The 14,286-nt window shown below is 73.2% G+C and carries 16 protein-coding genes; 5 read left to right on the top strand and 11 right to left on the bottom strand.

The annotated features are described in order from the left end of the window. Positions 1–65 precede the first annotated feature (65 nt). A complete protein-coding gene (bfr, locus tag ACF068_RS22935) occupies positions 66–545 on the top strand; it encodes a bacterioferritin (protein WP_392276138.1) in 480 nt (159 codons plus the stop codon). Positions 546–558: 13 nt separating this feature from the next. Here bfr and ACF068_RS22930 read toward each other — a convergent pair whose 3' ends face one another. Then, entirely contained in the window at positions 559–834 is a 276-nt protein-coding gene (locus tag ACF068_RS22930; RefSeq protein WP_392276137.1) for a bacterioferritin-associated ferredoxin, read from the bottom strand. Between the two features lie 198 nt (positions 835–1,032). Further along, a complete protein-coding gene (locus ACF068_RS22925; protein WP_392276136.1) occupies positions 1,033–2,385 on the bottom strand; it encodes a class II 3-deoxy-7-phosphoheptulonate synthase in 1,353 nt (450 codons plus the stop codon). Positions 2,386–2,488: 103 nt separating this feature from the next. Here ACF068_RS22925 and ACF068_RS22920 point away from each other — a divergent pair, with 103 nt between their 5' ends. Together ACF068_RS22920 and ACF068_RS22915 are read left to right on the top strand one after the other, a co-directional pair. Next, the gene (locus ACF068_RS22920; RefSeq protein WP_078493144.1) at positions 2,489–2,545 is read left to right on the top strand and encodes a trp operon leader peptide; all 57 of its coding nucleotides are present in this window, start codon (positions 2,489–2,491) and stop codon (positions 2,543–2,545) included. Positions 2,546–2,672: 127 nt separating this feature from the next. Continuing rightward, the gene (locus tag ACF068_RS22915; protein ID WP_392276418.1) at positions 2,673–4,544 is read left to right on the top strand and encodes an anthranilate synthase family protein; all 1,872 of its coding nucleotides are present in this window, start codon (positions 2,673–2,675) and stop codon (positions 4,542–4,544) included. On the opposite strand, the gene ACF068_RS22910 is transcribed toward ACF068_RS22915, so the two are convergent. The 4 genes from ACF068_RS22910 to ACF068_RS22895 all read right to left on the bottom strand — a co-directional run bounded on the left by ACF068_RS22910 (position 4,531) and on the right by ACF068_RS22895 (position 8,676). Continuing rightward, positions 4,531–5,544 carry a 2-hydroxyacid dehydrogenase gene (locus ACF068_RS22910; protein WP_392276135.1) on the bottom strand — a complete coding sequence of 338 codons (1,014 nt, stop codon included), beginning with the start codon at positions 5,542–5,544 and terminating at the stop codon, positions 4,531–4,533. The two genes, ACF068_RS22915 and ACF068_RS22910, sit on opposite strands and share 14 nt — an antisense overlap. A gap of 458 nt (positions 5,545–6,002) precedes the next feature. Further along, a complete protein-coding gene (locus tag ACF068_RS22905) occupies positions 6,003–6,674 on the bottom strand; it encodes a response regulator (RefSeq protein WP_392276134.1) in 672 nt (223 codons plus the stop codon). Continuing rightward, positions 6,671–7,876 carry a MacS family sensor histidine kinase gene (gene macS / locus ACF068_RS22900; RefSeq protein ID WP_392276133.1) on the bottom strand — a complete coding sequence of 402 codons (1,206 nt, stop codon included), beginning with the start codon at positions 7,874–7,876 and terminating at the stop codon, positions 6,671–6,673. Before macS ends, ACF068_RS22905 begins: the two co-directional genes overlap by 4 nt. A 38-nt stretch (positions 7,877–7,914) precedes the next feature. Next, positions 7,915–8,676, bottom strand: a complete 762-nt coding sequence (locus tag ACF068_RS22895) for a lysophospholipid acyltransferase family protein (protein ID WP_392276417.1) — start codon at positions 8,674–8,676, stop codon at positions 7,915–7,917. A 182-nt stretch (positions 8,677–8,858) separates the two neighbouring features. On the opposite strand from ACF068_RS22895, the gene ACF068_RS22890 reads away from it, so the two are divergent. Both ACF068_RS22890 and ACF068_RS22885 read left to right on the top strand, forming a co-directional pair. After that, positions 8,859–9,665: an alpha/beta hydrolase gene (locus ACF068_RS22890; RefSeq protein ID WP_392276132.1), complete on the top strand. Its 807-nt coding sequence runs from the start codon at positions 8,859–8,861 to the stop codon at positions 9,663–9,665. After that, a complete protein-coding gene (locus ACF068_RS22885; RefSeq protein WP_392276131.1) occupies positions 9,658–10,221 on the top strand; it encodes a hypothetical protein in 564 nt (187 codons plus the stop codon). The genes ACF068_RS22890 and ACF068_RS22885 overlap by 8 nt, the downstream gene beginning before the upstream one ends. A gap of 18 nt (positions 10,222–10,239) precedes the next feature. On the opposite strand, the gene ACF068_RS22880 is transcribed toward ACF068_RS22885, so the two are convergent. The 5 genes from ACF068_RS22880 to ACF068_RS22860 all read right to left on the bottom strand — a co-directional run bounded on the left by ACF068_RS22880 (position 10,240) and on the right by ACF068_RS22860 (position 14,259). Next, a complete protein-coding gene (locus ACF068_RS22880; RefSeq protein WP_392276130.1) occupies positions 10,240–11,001 on the bottom strand; it encodes an endonuclease/exonuclease/phosphatase family protein in 762 nt (253 codons plus the stop codon). A 73-nt stretch (positions 11,002–11,074) separates the two neighbouring features. Further along, positions 11,075–12,016: an ROK family glucokinase gene (locus tag ACF068_RS22875; RefSeq protein WP_392276129.1), complete on the bottom strand. Its 942-nt coding sequence runs from the start codon at positions 12,014–12,016 to the stop codon at positions 11,075–11,077. Positions 12,017–12,066: 50 nt separating this feature from the next. Beyond that, positions 12,067–12,546, bottom strand: a complete 480-nt coding sequence (locus ACF068_RS22870) for a DUF5304 domain-containing protein (protein ID WP_392276128.1) — start codon at positions 12,544–12,546, stop codon at positions 12,067–12,069. Positions 12,547–12,584: 38 nt separating this feature from the next. Next, positions 12,585–13,757: an ArsA-related P-loop ATPase gene (locus tag ACF068_RS22865; RefSeq protein WP_392276127.1), complete on the bottom strand. Its 1,173-nt coding sequence runs from the start codon at positions 13,755–13,757 to the stop codon at positions 12,585–12,587. A gap of 58 nt (positions 13,758–13,815) precedes the next feature. Beyond that, a complete protein-coding gene (locus ACF068_RS22860) occupies positions 13,816–14,259 on the bottom strand; it encodes an SRPBCC family protein (RefSeq protein ID WP_392276126.1) in 444 nt (147 codons plus the stop codon). Between the last annotated feature and the right edge of the window lie 27 nt (positions 14,260–14,286).

Here is a 14,286-nt window from a genome sequence, read left to right as displayed (position 1 = left end):
CCTCTCCAGCGGTGCGAGGATGCGCGGCATCTGCCCCGTACACACGCGCGGAAGGAGCCTCTGCGATGCAGGGCGACCCCGAGGTCATCGAGTTCCTCAACGAGCAGCTCACCGCCGAGCTGACGGCGATCAACCAGTACTTCCTGCACGCGAAGATGCAGGAGAACTTCGGGTGGACGAAGCTCGCGAAATACACCCGTGCGGAGTCGTTCGACGAGATGAAGCACGCCGAGGTCCTGACCGACCGGATCCTCTTCCTCGACGGCCTGCCGAACTACCAGCGGCTCTTCCACGTCCGCATCGGCCAGACGGTCACGGAGATGTTCCAGGCGGACCGGCAGGTCGAGGTCGAGGCGATCGACCGGCTGCGGCGCGGCATCGAGGTCATGCGCAACAAGGGGGACATCACGTCCGCGAACATCTTCGAGTCGATCCTGGCGGACGAGGAGCACCACATCGACTACCTCGACACGCAGCTCGAACTGGTCGACAAGCTCGGTGAGGCGCTCTACATCGCCCAGCTCATCGAGCAGCCGGACAGCTGAGCCGCGGTACGTCTCAGGCGGCTTCGCGAAGCGGCACGCCGTCCGCGGCCCCCGCGGCGGCGACGGCCTCGGCGGCCAGCAGGGCCGGTTCGCCCTGGTCGACCAGCTCGCGCCGGGGGCAGTTCCCGCGGCCAAGAATGGCCTGGATGCGGCGTACACATGATCCGCAGTCGGTGCCGGCCTTGCAGGCCGACGCTATCTGGCGGGGCGTGCAGGCGCCGGCGTCCGCGTGTTCCTTGACCTGCTTCTCGGTGACACCGAAGCACGAGCAGACGTACACGCGGTTCACCTCCCTGCGGGGATCGACGGGATCGACAAACGGGGGACCCCGCCTTGATCGGTGAGGCTAACCTAACCTTACCCGTCGCCCCCGGCGCGCAAAAGCCCGGGAAACGCCGATGGGGCGCGGATCACATGGATCCGCGCCCCTGGCACGTCAAGGCACTTTCAAGCCAAGATCAACGACCGGTACGGCCGCCGGCCCCGGTCACTGGTCGCGGTACATCTCCGCCACCAGGAACGCCAGGTCCAGCGACTGGCTGCGGTTGAGCCGCGGGTCGCAGGCCGTCTCGTAGCGCTGGTGCAGGTCGTCGACGAAGATCTCGTCGCCGCCGCCCACGCACTCGGTGACGTCGTCACCGGTCAGCTCCACGTGGATGCCGCCCGGGTGCGTCCCCAGCTCCTTGTGGACCTCGAAGAAGCCCTTGACCTCGTCGAGCACGTCGTCGAAACGGCGCGTCTTGTGGCCGGAGGCCGCCTCGAAGGTGTTGCCGTGCATCGGGTCGGTCACCCAGGCCACGGTGGCACCGGACGCGGTGACCTTCTCGACCAGCTCGGGCAGCTTGTCGCGCACCTTGTCGGCGCCCATGCGGACGATGAAGGTCAGCCGGCCCGGCTCGCGGTCGGGGTCCAGGCGGTCGATGTACGTCAGCGCCTCGTCGACCGAGGTGGTCGGGCCGAGCTTGATCCCGATCGGGTTGCGGATCTTCGACGCGAACTCGATGTGCGCCCCGTCAAGCTGGCGGGTGCGCTCACCGATCCACACCATGTGGCCCGAGGTGTCGTACAGCTGCCCGGTCCGGGAGTCGACCCGGGTCAGGGCCGACTCGTAGTCCAGCAGCAGCGCCTCGTGCGAGGCGAAGAACTCGACCGTGCGGAACTCCGCCGGGTCGGTGCCACAGGCCTTCATGAAGTTCAGCGCGTTGTCGATCTCCCGCGCCAGCTGCTCGTAGCGCTGCCCCGACGGCGACGACTTCACAAAGTCCTGGTTCCAGGCGTGCACCTGGCGCAGGTCGGCGTAACCGCCGGTGGTGAAGGCGCGCACCAGGTTCAGCGTCGAGGCCGACGCCTGGTACATGCGCTTGAGCCGCTCCGGGTCCGGGATCCGCGCCTCCTCGGTGAAGGCGAAGCCGTTCACCGAGTCGCCGCGGTACGTCGGCAGCGTCACCCCGTCGCGGGTCTCGGTCGGCTTGGAGCGCGGCTTGGAGTACTGGCCCGCGATCCGCCCCACCTTCACGACGGGGACGGACGCGGCGTACGTCAGCACGGCGCCCATCTGGAGCAGGGTCTTGAGCTTGTTGCGGATGTGGTCGGCCGACACGCCGTCGAAGGCCTCGGCGCAGTCGCCGCCCTGGAGCAGGAACGCCTCGCCCCTGGCGACGGCTCCCATCCGGGCGCGCAGCTGGTCGCACTCGCCCGCGAAGACGAGCGGCGGATACGACTCGAGGTCCGCGATCACATCGCGCAGAGCCTCGGCATCGGGGTACTCGGGCTGCTGCGCCGCGGGAAGGTCTCGCCAGGTGTTGCCACCGGTCGCGGTGGGCTTAGCGTTCACGGTCACCTGCCCAACCTTACGGGGTCTTCCCCTACGTCCATCTGGTCGCTCACCTGATGAGACAATCAATCTTGAGGTTTTCACCGTTCCGTGGGGTAGGGTGCCGCCCATGTTCGCGCACTCGACCCGCACCTGGTGGTGGACCGCTCATCCGGCGGCCCACTGACTGCGCGTACACCGAAACACACGCGAAGGCCGCCCGAGGGGCGGCCTTCTCCCGTTTCACGGGCCGTTCCTCCCCATCCGGATCCTCTCCCGATCCGTCCGACCGGAAGGAACCCCCCGTGGACCCCCTGGACCTCTCCCGGCTGCTCGACGACTCCTGCCCGCCCTTCGCCCTGCTGCGCCGCCGCACCCCCGGCCGCGACCACGACACCGTCGAGGTGCTGATCGGCGCCGTGCACGAGGCCGACCGCCTGGCCGACCTCCCCGTCGGGGACCGCCCGGCCCTGGCCCTCGTGCCGTTCCGGCAACTGCGGGAGCGGGGCTTCGACGTCCGCGACGACGGCACGCCGCTGTCGGTGCTGGTCGCCGACGAGGCGTACGAACTGCCGCTCGCCACGGCGCTCGCCCGGCTCCCGGCACACGACGTGACCGTCGGGGAGGGCGCCTTCGACGTGTCCGACGAGGAGTACGCCGAGGTCGTGCGCCGGGTCGTCGACGAGGAGATCGGGCGCGGCGAGGGGGCGAACTTCGTCGTCCGCCGCACCTACCGGGGGCGGATCCCGGGGTTCGGGCGGCGGGACGCGCTGGCGCTGTTCCGGCGGCTGCTGGCGGGTGAGCGCGGGGCGTACTGGACCTTCGTCGTCCACACCGGGGAGCGCACCCTGGTGGGCGCGAGCCCGGAGGTGCACGTCCGGATGTCGGGCGGCACGGTCGTGATGAACCCGATCAGCGGCACCTACCGCTACCCGGCCGGCGGACCGACGCCCGAGGGCCTGCTGGACTTCCTCGCCGACCGCAAGGAGACCGACGAGCTCTCCATGGTCGTGGACGAGGAACTGAAGATGATGTGCACGGTCGGCGACATGGGCGGGGTGGTGGTCGGGCCCCGGCTGAGGGAGATGGCGCACCTGGCGCACACCGAGTACGAGCTGCGGGGCCGCTCCTCGCTCGACGTCCGCGAGGTGCTGCGCGAGACGATGTTCGCCGCGACCGTCACCGGTTCGCCGGTGCAGAACGCCTGCCGGGTCATCGAGCGGCACGAGACCGGCGGCCGCGGCTACTACGCGGGCGCGCTGGCGCTCCTGGGCACGGACCCGGGCGGGGCCCAGACCCTGGACTCGCCGATCCTGATCCGTACCGCCGACATCGCGGCCGACGGCGAGCTGCGCGTCCCGGTCGGCGCGACGCTGGTGCGGCACTCGGACCCGGCGGGGGAGGTCGCCGAGACGCACGCCAAGGCGGCGGGCGTGCTGGCGGCGCTGGGGGTACGCCCCGGGCGGCCGCGCGAGGAGTCCGTACGGCCCAGGCTCGCCGGCGACCCCCGGGTACGGGCCGCCCTGGACGCCCGCCGGGCGGATCTGGCGCCGTTCTGGCTGCGGATGGGCGAGCCGGTGGCGCAGCGGGCCGGCCACGCCCTGGTGGTCGACGGCGAGGACACCTTCACCGCGATGCTCGCCCATCTGCTCCGCTCCTCGGGCCTGGCGGTCACGGTCCGCCGCTTCGACGAGCCGGGGCTGCGCGAAGCGGTGCTCTCCCACGAGGGGCCGGTGGTGCTGGGGCCCGGCCCCGGTGACCCCGGTGACGCGGCCGATCCGAAGATGCGTGCGCTGCGGGCACTGACCGCCGAGCTGGTGCGCGGCCACCGCCACGGGCTGCTGGGCGTGTGCCTCGGGCACGAGCTGATCGCCGCCGAGCTGGGCCTGCCGATCGTGCGCAAGGCGGTGCCCCTCCAGGGCGCGCAGGTGCGGATCGACCTGTTCGGTACGGAGGAGACGGTCGGGTTCTACAACAGCTTCACCGCCCGGTGCGACGACGGGGCGGCTGGCCGGCTGGCCGCGCGGGGCGTCGAGGTGAGCCGTGACGCGGCGACCGGCGAGGTGCACGCGCTGCGCGGGCCGGGCTTCGCGGGGGTGCAGTTCCATCCCGAGTCGGTGCTGACGCTGCGCGGGGCGTCGATCGTCCGGGACCTGGTGCGGGCCCTGGCGGTCAGCCCCGGGTGAGGTCGTCGGGCCCCGGCACGAGGACATTCTCGCTGTGGCGGCCCTCCTCGTAGTCGGTGACGTTGCGCAGCGTGGTCTCGATGATCTGGGTCACCGCCTCCAGGGTGTAGTACGCCTGGTGGGAGGTGACCAGGACGTTGGGGAAGGTCATCAGCCGGGCGAGCGTGTCGTCGTCGACCACCCCGAGGGACTTGTCGAGGTAGAACAGGCCGGCCTCCGCCTCGTACACGTCCAGGCCGACGCCGGTGAAGCGGCCCGCGCGCAGTTCGCCGACGAGGGCCTGGGTGTCGACCAGGCCACCGCGGCTGGAGTTCACCAGGACGGCGTCGTCCTTCATGGACGCCAGCGCGGCGGCGTCGACGAGGTGCCGTGTCGCGGGGAGGAGCGGGACGTGCAGGCTGACGAGGTCGGCCCGGGCGAACAGCTCCTCCTTCTCGACGTACGTCATGCCCAGTTCCTCGCAGGCGGGGTTGCGGGCGATGTCCCAGCCCAGCAGGCGCATGCCGAAGCCGTGGGCGATCCGGGTGAAGGCCTCGCCGATCCTGCCGGTGCCCAGGACACCGGCCGTACGGCCCCGCATGTCCCGGCCGAGCAGCCCGTCGAGGCGGAAGTCGAAGTCCCGGGTCCGGTTCGAGGCCCGGACGACCCGGCGGTTGACGGCCATCGCCAGCGTCCACGCGAACTCCGCGACGGAGTAGGGCGAGTACGAGGACACCCGGGCCACGGTGAGGCCGAGCTCCCGGGCGACGGGCAGGTCGATGTTGTTGAAGCCGGTGGAACGCTGGGCGATCATCCTGGTCCCGCCAGCGGCGAGGGTGCGCAGCACGCGGGCGTCGAGGTCCGCGTTCACACTGGTGGAGATCGCCTCGTGGCCGGCGGCGAGGGGGGCGGTGTCCCCGGTGAGGAACACGTCCAGGCAGCGGACGCGGTGGCGTCCGGCGGCGGCCTCTTCGAGGAGCGGCTTCTCGTCGGCCTGGACGCCGAAGGCGAGGATGTCCACGGGTTCTCCAAGGGAGACGGCTGGGGGACGAGCGCGACCCTACCCCCGCCCCGGCCCCCTCCCCCGGCGCGCCGCGCCCACCGGCCCGCCGGGACCCCGGCCGGCCCGGCCTCGCGGTACCGCGAGCCGCCCGTCCCGTCCCGGCGGCCGTCCCGGCCCGGCGGCGGGTCCCGGCCCTACGGCAGGCCCCGGTCCCGGGGGCTTCCCCGGGGCCGGAGCCGGAAGGCCCGCGGGCCGTGCAACGGCGGCCGCTAGGACGTGTTTCGAAAGTAGCGTCGTCCGCCCGGAGGGCGGGGCCGGGGGCGTCCGGTGCGTGCGATCGCAAGGCGGAGGGTGGGGGCACCTCCCGCGCCGCCAGGCGCAGGGGGAGAGAGCGCAGCGGGCTGCGCCGACGACCGACAACGCGGCGAGCGGGCGTGCCGGGCGTTCCCGGCCAGACGGGACTTTCGACACACGCCCTAGGCGTCGTCCAGGCCGCGTTCTATGGCGTAGCGCACCAGCTCGACGCGGTTGTGGAGCTGGAGCTTGCCGAGGGTGTTCTGCACGTGGTTCTGGACGGTGCGGTGCGAGATCACCAGGCGCTCGGCGATCTGCTTGTAGCTCAGGCCCTTGGCGACCAGCCGGAGCACCTCCGTCTCGCGGTCGGTGAGCCGCGGGGCCTTGGGGTCGTCCGGGCCGGCGGTGGGCAGCGGCTCGGAGGCCAGGCGGCGGTACTCGCCGAGGACCAGGCCGGCCAGGCCGGGCGTGAAGACCGGGTCGCCGGCCGCCGTCCGGCGCACCGCGTCGAGCAGTTCCTCCGTACTGGCCGACTTCAGGAGGTACCCGGTCGCGCCGGACTTCACCGCTTCCAGGACGTCGGCGTGCTCGCCGCTCGCGGACAGCACCAGCACCCGCAGGGCCGGGTCGGCGCCGACCAGCTCCTTGCAGACCTGCACGCCGGGCTTGGCCGGCAGGTTCAGGTCGAGGACGAGCACGTCGGGGCCGGTGGCCCGGGCCCGGCGTACGGCCTGCTCGCCGTCGCCGGCGGTGGCGACCACGTCGAACCCGGCCTCCGCCAGGTCGCGGGCGACCGCGTCCCGCCACATCGGGTGGTCGTCGACCACCATCACCTTGATCTGCCGCTCGCTCATGTGTCCGCCTTCCCCCGTGGAACCCTCGGGACCTTCAGTTCGACTTCCGTGCCCTGTCCGGGCACCGATACCAGCTCCGCCGTGCCGCCCAGGTCCCGGAGCCTGCCCCGGATGGACTGGGCGACCCCGAGCCGGCCCTCGCCCTCCGCCTGCGCGAGACGCCCCTCCGGGATACCCGGCCCGTCGTCCCGGACCGTCACGACGACCTCGTCCGGCCAGTCCTCCACCAGGATCCAGGCCCTGGCGTCCTCGCCCGCGTGCCTCCGGACGTTGTCCAGGGCGGCACCGACGGCGGCGGCCAGCTCCTTCGCCGCCGCGGGCGCCAGCAGCACCGGAGCGCCCGGTTCGGAGAACGTGATCCGGCCGCACGCGTGCGGGGCGAGCAGCCCGCGCAGGTCGGCCGGGCCGTCGTCCGGTTCGTCGACCTCGCGGACCACGGCGCCCAGCGACTCGTCCTCCGAGACGTGGGAGGTGCGGGTCAGCCCGCCCGCGACCAGGGTGCGCAGCGCGACCTCCTGCTCCCCCGCCATCCGGCCCAGTTCGGCGGCCTCGCCGCCCAGGGCGGTGCCCCGGCGCTGGACCATGGCCAGCACCTGGAGGACGGAGTCGTGGATGTCGCGGGCCAGCCGCTCGCGCTCGCGGGTGGCGGCCTCGATCTCCAGGGCCCGCGCGAGGGTGCGTTCGGAGGCACGGGCCACCTCGACCACGTAACCGATCGCTATGGAGGCGACCCACACCAGCAGCACGTTGTGCAGGGTGTCCCGGCTGGGGTCGCCCCGCTCGACGATGTTGGCGACCGCGACCAGGGACGAGGCGAACGCGGCCCAGCGCCAGCCGCCCTTGATGGCGTACGCGAGGACGGAACCCGCCGTCCAGATGCTCGGCAGCGTCGGCCCGTCGAACGACTGGGCGTCCGCGTCGGCGAGCGGGGTCAGCAGGATGCCGGTGAGCGCCACGGTGAGGTCGGCGACCAGGAAGCGCTTGGTGCAGCCGGCGGCCCCGGCCACCTTGGGCAGGGTGGCGAGGGTCCAGACGGACATCACGGCGAGGAACGCGACGGCGACCCAGGGCCGCTCGAACGTGTCGCGGGTGAAGACGAACAGGAGCACCGCGTACCCCATGGTGAGGACGCGGTACGCGGTCAGCGCCCGCCACAGCGGCTGCTCCACGGACATACGGACGACGCGCTCGCGCTTGGCCAACTCCCCCACCCCCGGACGGACGACGCCGTACGTGCCGGCTACGCCCGCGCGTCCGGCTGTTCCCCGGCCTTCGCCGCTTCCTTGGAGGCCTCCTTGGCGGCCTCCCTGGCCGCTTCCTTGGCGGCCTTCTCCGCGTCGGCGATCCGGCGCTTGGCCGCCGTGGCGTAGATGTCGACGTACTCCTGGCCGGAGAGCTTCATGATCTCGTACATCACCTCGTCGGTGACCGAGCGGAGGATGAAGCGGTCGCCGTCCATGCCCTGGTAGCGGCTGAAGTCCAGGGGCTTGCCGATCCGGATCCCCGGGCGCATCAGCTTGGGGACGACCTTCCCGGGCGGCTGGATCTTCTCGGTGTCGATCATGGCGACGGGGATCACCGGCGCGCCGGTGGCCAGCGCCACGCGCGCGAGGCCGCCCGGCTTGCCCCGGTAGAGCCGGCCGTCCGGCGACCGGGTGCCCTCCGGGTAGATGCCGAAGAGCTCACCGCGCTCGATGACCTCGATCCCGCTCCTGATCGCGGCCTCTCCCGCGCCGCGCGCGCCCGAGCGGTCCACCGGGAGCTGGCCCACGCCCTTGAAGAACGCGGCGGTGAGCTTGCCCTTCAGGCCGGGCGAGGTGAAGTACTCGGCCTTGGCGATGAAGGTCACCTTGCGGTCCAGGACCGCCGGCAGGAAGAAGGAGTCGGAGAAGGAGAGGTGGTTGCTCGCGAGGATCGCCGGCCCCTCGGCGGGAATGTTCTCCAGGCCCTCCACCCAGGGCCGGAAGGCGAGCTTCAGCGACCCTCCGATGGAGAACTTCATTGCGCCGTAGATCAACTCGAATGCCTCCTGTGTTCCGTCGGTCAGACCTTAACCCGAGTGGCGCCCCCGCTCCCGCCCGCGGTCACGCGGGGACGGCGACGGATCTGGTCGGTGTCAGCCCGGTCGCGTACGGTGAAGTACACCTTCCCGAGACCCATCGAACCCCCGAACAGGAGACCCCGGTGCCGGTCCTCCCTGGAGCCGAGCCGTACCGCCACGAAGGCGGAGAGGTCGGCGTGCTGCTCTGTCACGGCTTCACCGGTTCGCCGCAGTCGCTGCGCCCCTGGGCCGAATACCTGGCCGAGCGCGGCCTGACCGTGTCGCTCCCGCTGCTGCCCGGGCACGGCACGCGCTGGCAGGACATGCAGGTCACCGGCTGGCAGGACTGGTACGCGGAGGTGGACCGAGAGCTGCGCGCCCTGCTGGAGCGGTGCCGGCGCGTCTTCGTCTTCGGCCTGTCCATGGGCGGCGCGCTGACGCTGCGGCTCGCCGCCAAGCACGGCGACGCGGTGGCGGGCATCGTGCTGGTGAACCCGGCGAACAAGGTGCACGGGCTGGCGGCCCACGCGCTGCCGGTCGTGCGCCACCTGGTGCCGTCGCAGCCCGGCATCGCCAGTGACATCGCCAAGGAGGGCGTCAAGGAGCTGGGCTACGACCGGGTGCCGCTGCACGCCGCGCATTCGGTGCGCCGGTTCTTCCGGCTGGTGGACCGGGAGCTCCCGCAGGTCACCCAGCCGGTGCTGCTGCTGCACAGCCCCCAGGACCATGTCGTACCGCCCGCCGACTCGGCGCGGATCCTCGGCCGGATCTCCTCCACGGACGTCACGGAGATCCTGCTGGAACAGAGCTACCACGTCGCGACGTTGGACCACGACGCGGAGCGGATCTTCGAGGAGAGTCACGCGTTCGTCGGCCGGCTCGCTCCGACAGCGGGTACGACGGGGTCCCCCATGCCGGAGGCCCGGGGAGGGAGCACGACCGGTGGCTGAGCAGCACGACTCCGACAAGCGGGACGAGCAGCCGTTCGACGAGGAGGCCGCCTGGGCGGCGATCGTCGCCGGGTACGGCGAGGAGCCGGCGGACCCGCCCGGCGCCAAGCCGTTCAAGCCGATCGAGGACCTGGCGCTGCCGGAGGACGACGTCAACGAGCTCCCGGAGGGGCCGTCGGCGGAGTCCGGCAAGCCGGACAAGCCGCTCGGCAGCTCCGTCGTGTTCGCCCCGGGCGTCGGGCCGGGCGGGCCGCGCGACTACGAGGTGGCCGAGGCCAGGGCCGGTGACCTCGACGACTCCGACGAGGGCCACTTCGTGCCCCCGGAGCCGCCCCCGCTGCCGGAGGCCGACGCCACCGCCAAGTTCGCCTGGCTCGGGGTCATCGGCGGCCCGGTGCTGATGCTGCTGGCGGTGATACTCGGCTGGGACATGACCTGGTGGCTCACCACACTGTGCATCGGCGGCTTCCTGGGCGGTTTCGCCACCCTGGTGGCCCGGATGCGCACCGGCGACGACGAGGAGGGCGACGACCCGGGCCGCGGGGCGGTGGTCTGACCGCTCGGCGGGACACCCCTAGGGTCCGGCGGGGACGCGGAGGGCGGCGAGGACCGGCAGGTGGTCGGTGGCGGCCCCGAGGTCGGCGGCGTCCAGGCCCGGCAGGTCCTCGGGGCGCGGCACGCCGCAGCCCAGCACCTCGATGCCCTTGGTGGCGAAGACCGCGTCGATCCGCTTGTGCGGATCGGCGGGGTTCCAGGTGTGCTCGCCGCCCCAGGGCCGGACGGTCCGGCAGTCCTGGAGCTCGGCCGCCAGCCGCCGGAAGGCACGCCCGTCGGGCTCGTCGTTGATGTCGCCGGCCGCGACGGCGTGCGGGACGTCGAGGGCGGCCAGCCGGTCCAGGAGCATCCCGGCCTGGTCGTACCGCTCCCCGGCCTCCAGGCTCAGGTGGCAGCTCAGCACGCCGAGCCTGGCGCCCCCGACGCGTACGACCGCGGTCGCCAGGCCCCGCCGGTGGAGCCCGGGGGTGAGCGGCAGCAGGACGTCCTCGGTGCGCTCCACGGTGGCCCGCAGCGAGCACAGCAGCAGCGGTCCGGCCGCGGTGCCGCCGCCGCTCAGCACCAGCAGCTCGCTCTTCGCTGCCAGCCGGGCGGCGTGCTTGCGCCAGCGGAAGAAGCGGGGCGCCTCCTGGACGAAGACCAGGTCCGGCGCACAGGCCCGGATCACGCGCGCGAGCGCGTCCTCGTCGTCGCGCAGCGAGCGGACGTTGTAGCTGAGCACCCGCACCACGGCGGAACCGTCCGGCTCGGTGCGCGAGTTGGGCAGCTCGGTGATCGGCATACGAGCACGATATGACGGTGCCCGCCGCATCCGGGCGAGGACGCGGCGGGCACCGGCGGACGGGCGGGGCGGCTCAGCCCTGGCGGGCCAGGTCGGCGGCGCCGACGAGACCGGCCTTGCCGCCGAGCTGGGCGGCGAGGACCTGGGCGTGCGGCCGCCACTGGCCGCCGATCAGCCAGCGCCGGAACGACTTGCGGATCGGGCCGAGGACCAGCTCGCCCTCGTCCGAGACGCCGCCGCCGACGATGAACGCCGACGGGTCGAACAGGGAGGCCAGGTCGGCGAGGCCCGCCCCGGCCCAGCGGGCCAGCTCGCGGAAGGAGTCGACGGCGACGGGGCAGCCCTGGCGGGCGGCCTCGGAGATGTGCTTGCCCTCGATGCCGGCGGGGGTGCCGTCCCCGAGGCCCAGCAGGATCGTGGCGTTCTCCGGGGTGGCGTTGGCGCGCTGCCTGGCGTACCGCACGAGGGCGCGCCCGGAGGCGTACTGCTCCCAGCAGCCCTGGCTGCCGCACCCGCACAGCAGGCCGTCGGGGACGACCCGGATGTGGCCGAACTCGGCGGCCACGCCGAAGCGGCCGCGCCGCAGCTTGTTGCCGATGATGATGCCGCCGCCGAGGCCGGTGCCCAGCGTGATGCAGATGACGTCCTCGTGGCCCTTGCCCGCACCGAACTTGTACTCGCCCCAGGCCGCGGCGTTGGCGTCGTTCTCCACGACCACCGGGAGGCCGACGCGCTGTTCGACCTTGTCCTTCAGCGGCTCGTGCCGCCACTGGATGTTCGGCGCGAAGAGGACCGTGGCGCGCTTGTCGTCGACGTACCCGGCGGCGCCGATGCCGACCGCCTCGATGTCGTGGCCCCTGCCGGCCTCGGAGACTGCCGCGCAGATCGCGTCGACGATGCCTTCGGCGGTCGGCGGGGTGGGCACCTTGTGGGTGTCGAGGATCGTGCCCTCTTCGTCGACCACTCCGGCCGCGATCTTCGTGCCGCCGATGTCGACGCCGATGGTGAGTCCCATGTGTCCCTCAGTTTTCGGTCGAGCCCCGCTACGGCCCACCGTACCCGGTGTCAGTCGAGGTCGATGTGCTCGGTGGGATCAGGACCGCCGTCGTCCTTCCTCCCGTCCGCGGAAGGGGTGTCGGACCCGCGGGTGGGCGGCCCGGGGGTGGGCGGCCCGGGGGTGTCCGGTCCGCGGGTCCAGCGGCGCTCCTGGCCCTCGACGGCCGAGCGGTAGGCGGCGAGCAGTTCGTTGCCGGCGGCCGCGAGATGGTCGAAGACCTGCGGGTTGCGCTCGATGACCGGCTCGACGGCGGCCTTGGCCTGGCTGACGAGCTGCTGCACGGCGCCCTGGGCGCCCATGCCGAGCAGCGGGGTGCGCAGCGAGGCGACCTTGTCGGCGACCGCGTCGACGAGCTTGCGCAGCTCCTCGGCGGCGCTGCCGGGCGGCGGGTCCTCGGTGCCGCGACGGCGGGCCTTCTCGGCCGCCAGGTCCTCGGCGCAGGCCTTCGCCCAGGCGTCGGCGTCGGGATGCTGGGTGGCATCGCTCATGGCGTTCTCCTGCGGCAGCGTGGGTGGTACTCCCGACGTTACCGCGTACGGGGCCACAAATCCGGGTCGGGTGCGAAGCGGACGCTCAGCACGCCGCCGTCGAGGGCGGCCCCGGAGACGGTGCAGCGGCGCAGCGCGGACGGCAGGGGCACGACGCGGCGGAACGGCCCGGCCGTCAGTACCAGTTCGTCGCCGCGGCGCACCAGGCCGAGGTCGGGTTTGGCGGCGCCTGGCAGCGGGATGCGCCAGACCAGGACGCCGTCGGGCGTGCGGCGGTCCTCCACGGTCCATTCCGGCGCGGGGGCTGTCGGCGCCGTGGGCGGCTCCAGGAGGGCCAGGTCGTCGTCGGTGCGGGGGTCGCGCCCGAGGTGCGGCAGCTCGCGCGGCCGGTCCGGTGTGCCGTCCGGCGCCCCGTCGGGGGCCTCTTCCAGGGCCTCGACCAGCGCCTTGAGGTGCGCCTGCTGCTGGGCGGCGAGGCCGGAGAGCCAGGGGTCGGGGGACGTGGTGGGCAGCAGCCGGTTGGCGATCACGGGTTCCACGGCGAGGCGGTGCAGGGCCAGCCCGGCGCGGGCGGTGCGGAGGGCGGCGGCGGTGGCCGGGCCCGGTTCGGCGACCAGCCGGACGGTGGTCGACGGGGCCTCGGTCATGGCCTGGACGGCGGCCAGTTCCGTGTCCCAGCGGGCGGCGGTCTCGTACAGCCACTCCGCCGGCATGGGGACGCCCGCGAGCTGGGCGAGCACGGGCCGCAGCGCGCGGGCCGCCTGGCGTTCGCGCGGCAGGAGGCGGCGCAGGTAGCGGCGCAGTTGCTCGGGCAGGGCGAGTACGGCGACGGCGTCGGGGAGGGGCGGCAGGTCGGCCACCACGAGGTCCCAGTCCCCGGCGGCGGCGTCCCCGAGGGCCCGCAGCAGGGCGAACCGGTCGCTGCCGGGCAGCTCGGTGAGCTCCTCGCCGGCGAGCGGCGCGGCGCCCAGCAGCGCGAGGGCGGGGGCGGCCCGCTCCTGGAAGGCGAGCACCTCGGCGCGGAAGTGGGCGCCGGAGTCGACGTGGCGCACGACCGGGCGGTCGTCGCCGGTGAACCAGGTACCGGGCAGCGCCCGGTCGGTGGTGAGGAGCAGGACCCGCCGCCCGCGCCGGGCGGCGCCGAGGGCGGTCGCGGCGGCGACGGTCGTACGCCCGGCGCCGCCGGGGCCGGTGACCAGGATGGTGCGCATGCCCGGACACGCTACTGCCCGGAGGCGGGCCGTCCGTCCCCCGGGCCCGGGGGTGCCGTCAGACGGTGGACTCGACGCGCTTCTTCAGGCCCGCGAGCGCCCGGTCGATGATGACCTTCTCGGCCTTGCGCTTGATCATGCCCAGCATGGGGATCTTGACGTCCACGGTGAGCTGGTACGTCACCTCGGTGCGGGCCCCGCCCTCCAGCGGCCGGAGGCGGTAGGAGCCGTCCAGGGCGCGGAGCATCTGGGACTTGACCAGCGTCCAGCCCACCTCGTGGTCGCCGGTCCAGGTGTACGCCAGGGTGTGGTCGTCCTTGATCGCGCCGGCGTCCAGCAGCAGGCGGACCTTCTCGGCGCGGCCGGCGGCGTCCTTCTCCAGGACCTCCGCCTCCTTCACCTCGCCCGTCCACTCCGGGTAGCGGGCGAAGTCGGCGATCACTCCCATGACGTCGGCCGGTGCCGCCTCGATCTCAATGCTCGAGCTGGTGTGTTCCGCCATCGCCGTGGCTCCTCCAGTGCGGTACCG

Source organism: Streptomyces sp. NPDC016309 (assembly GCF_043077235.1).
Lineage (GTDB): Bacteria > Actinomycetota > Actinomycetes > Streptomycetales > Streptomycetaceae > Streptomyces.
Note: the sequence above shows the minus strand (reverse complement) of the source record. Positions and strands in the feature narration are given on the sequence as shown.

Excerpts from the sequence above, each read along its gene's own strand:
- bfr (WP_392276138.1), top strand. The coding sequence starts at position 66 with ATGCAGGGCGACCCCGAGGTCATCGAGTTCCTCAACGAGCAGCTCACC.
- ACF068_RS22905 (WP_392276134.1), bottom strand. The coding sequence starts at position 6,674 with ATGAGCGAGCGGCAGATCAAGGTGATGGTGGTCGACGACCACCCGATG.
- ACF068_RS22895 (WP_392276417.1), bottom strand. The coding sequence starts at position 8,676 with ATGAAGTTCTCCATCGGAGGGTCGCTGAAGCTCGCCTTCCGGCCCTGG.
- ACF068_RS22880 (WP_392276130.1), bottom strand. The coding sequence starts at position 11,001 with ATGCCGATCACCGAGCTGCCCAACTCGCGCACCGAGCCGGACGGTTCC.
- ACF068_RS22875 (WP_392276129.1), bottom strand. The coding sequence starts at position 12,016 with ATGGGACTCACCATCGGCGTCGACATCGGCGGCACGAAGATCGCGGCC.
- ACF068_RS22870 (WP_392276128.1), bottom strand. The coding sequence starts at position 12,546 with ATGAGCGATGCCACCCAGCATCCCGACGCCGACGCCTGGGCGAAGGCC.
- ACF068_RS22865 (WP_392276127.1), bottom strand. The coding sequence starts at position 13,757 with ATGCGCACCATCCTGGTCACCGGCCCCGGCGGCGCCGGGCGTACGACC.
- ACF068_RS22860 (WP_392276126.1), bottom strand. The coding sequence starts at position 14,259 with ATGGCGGAACACACCAGCTCGAGCATTGAGATCGAGGCGGCACCGGCC.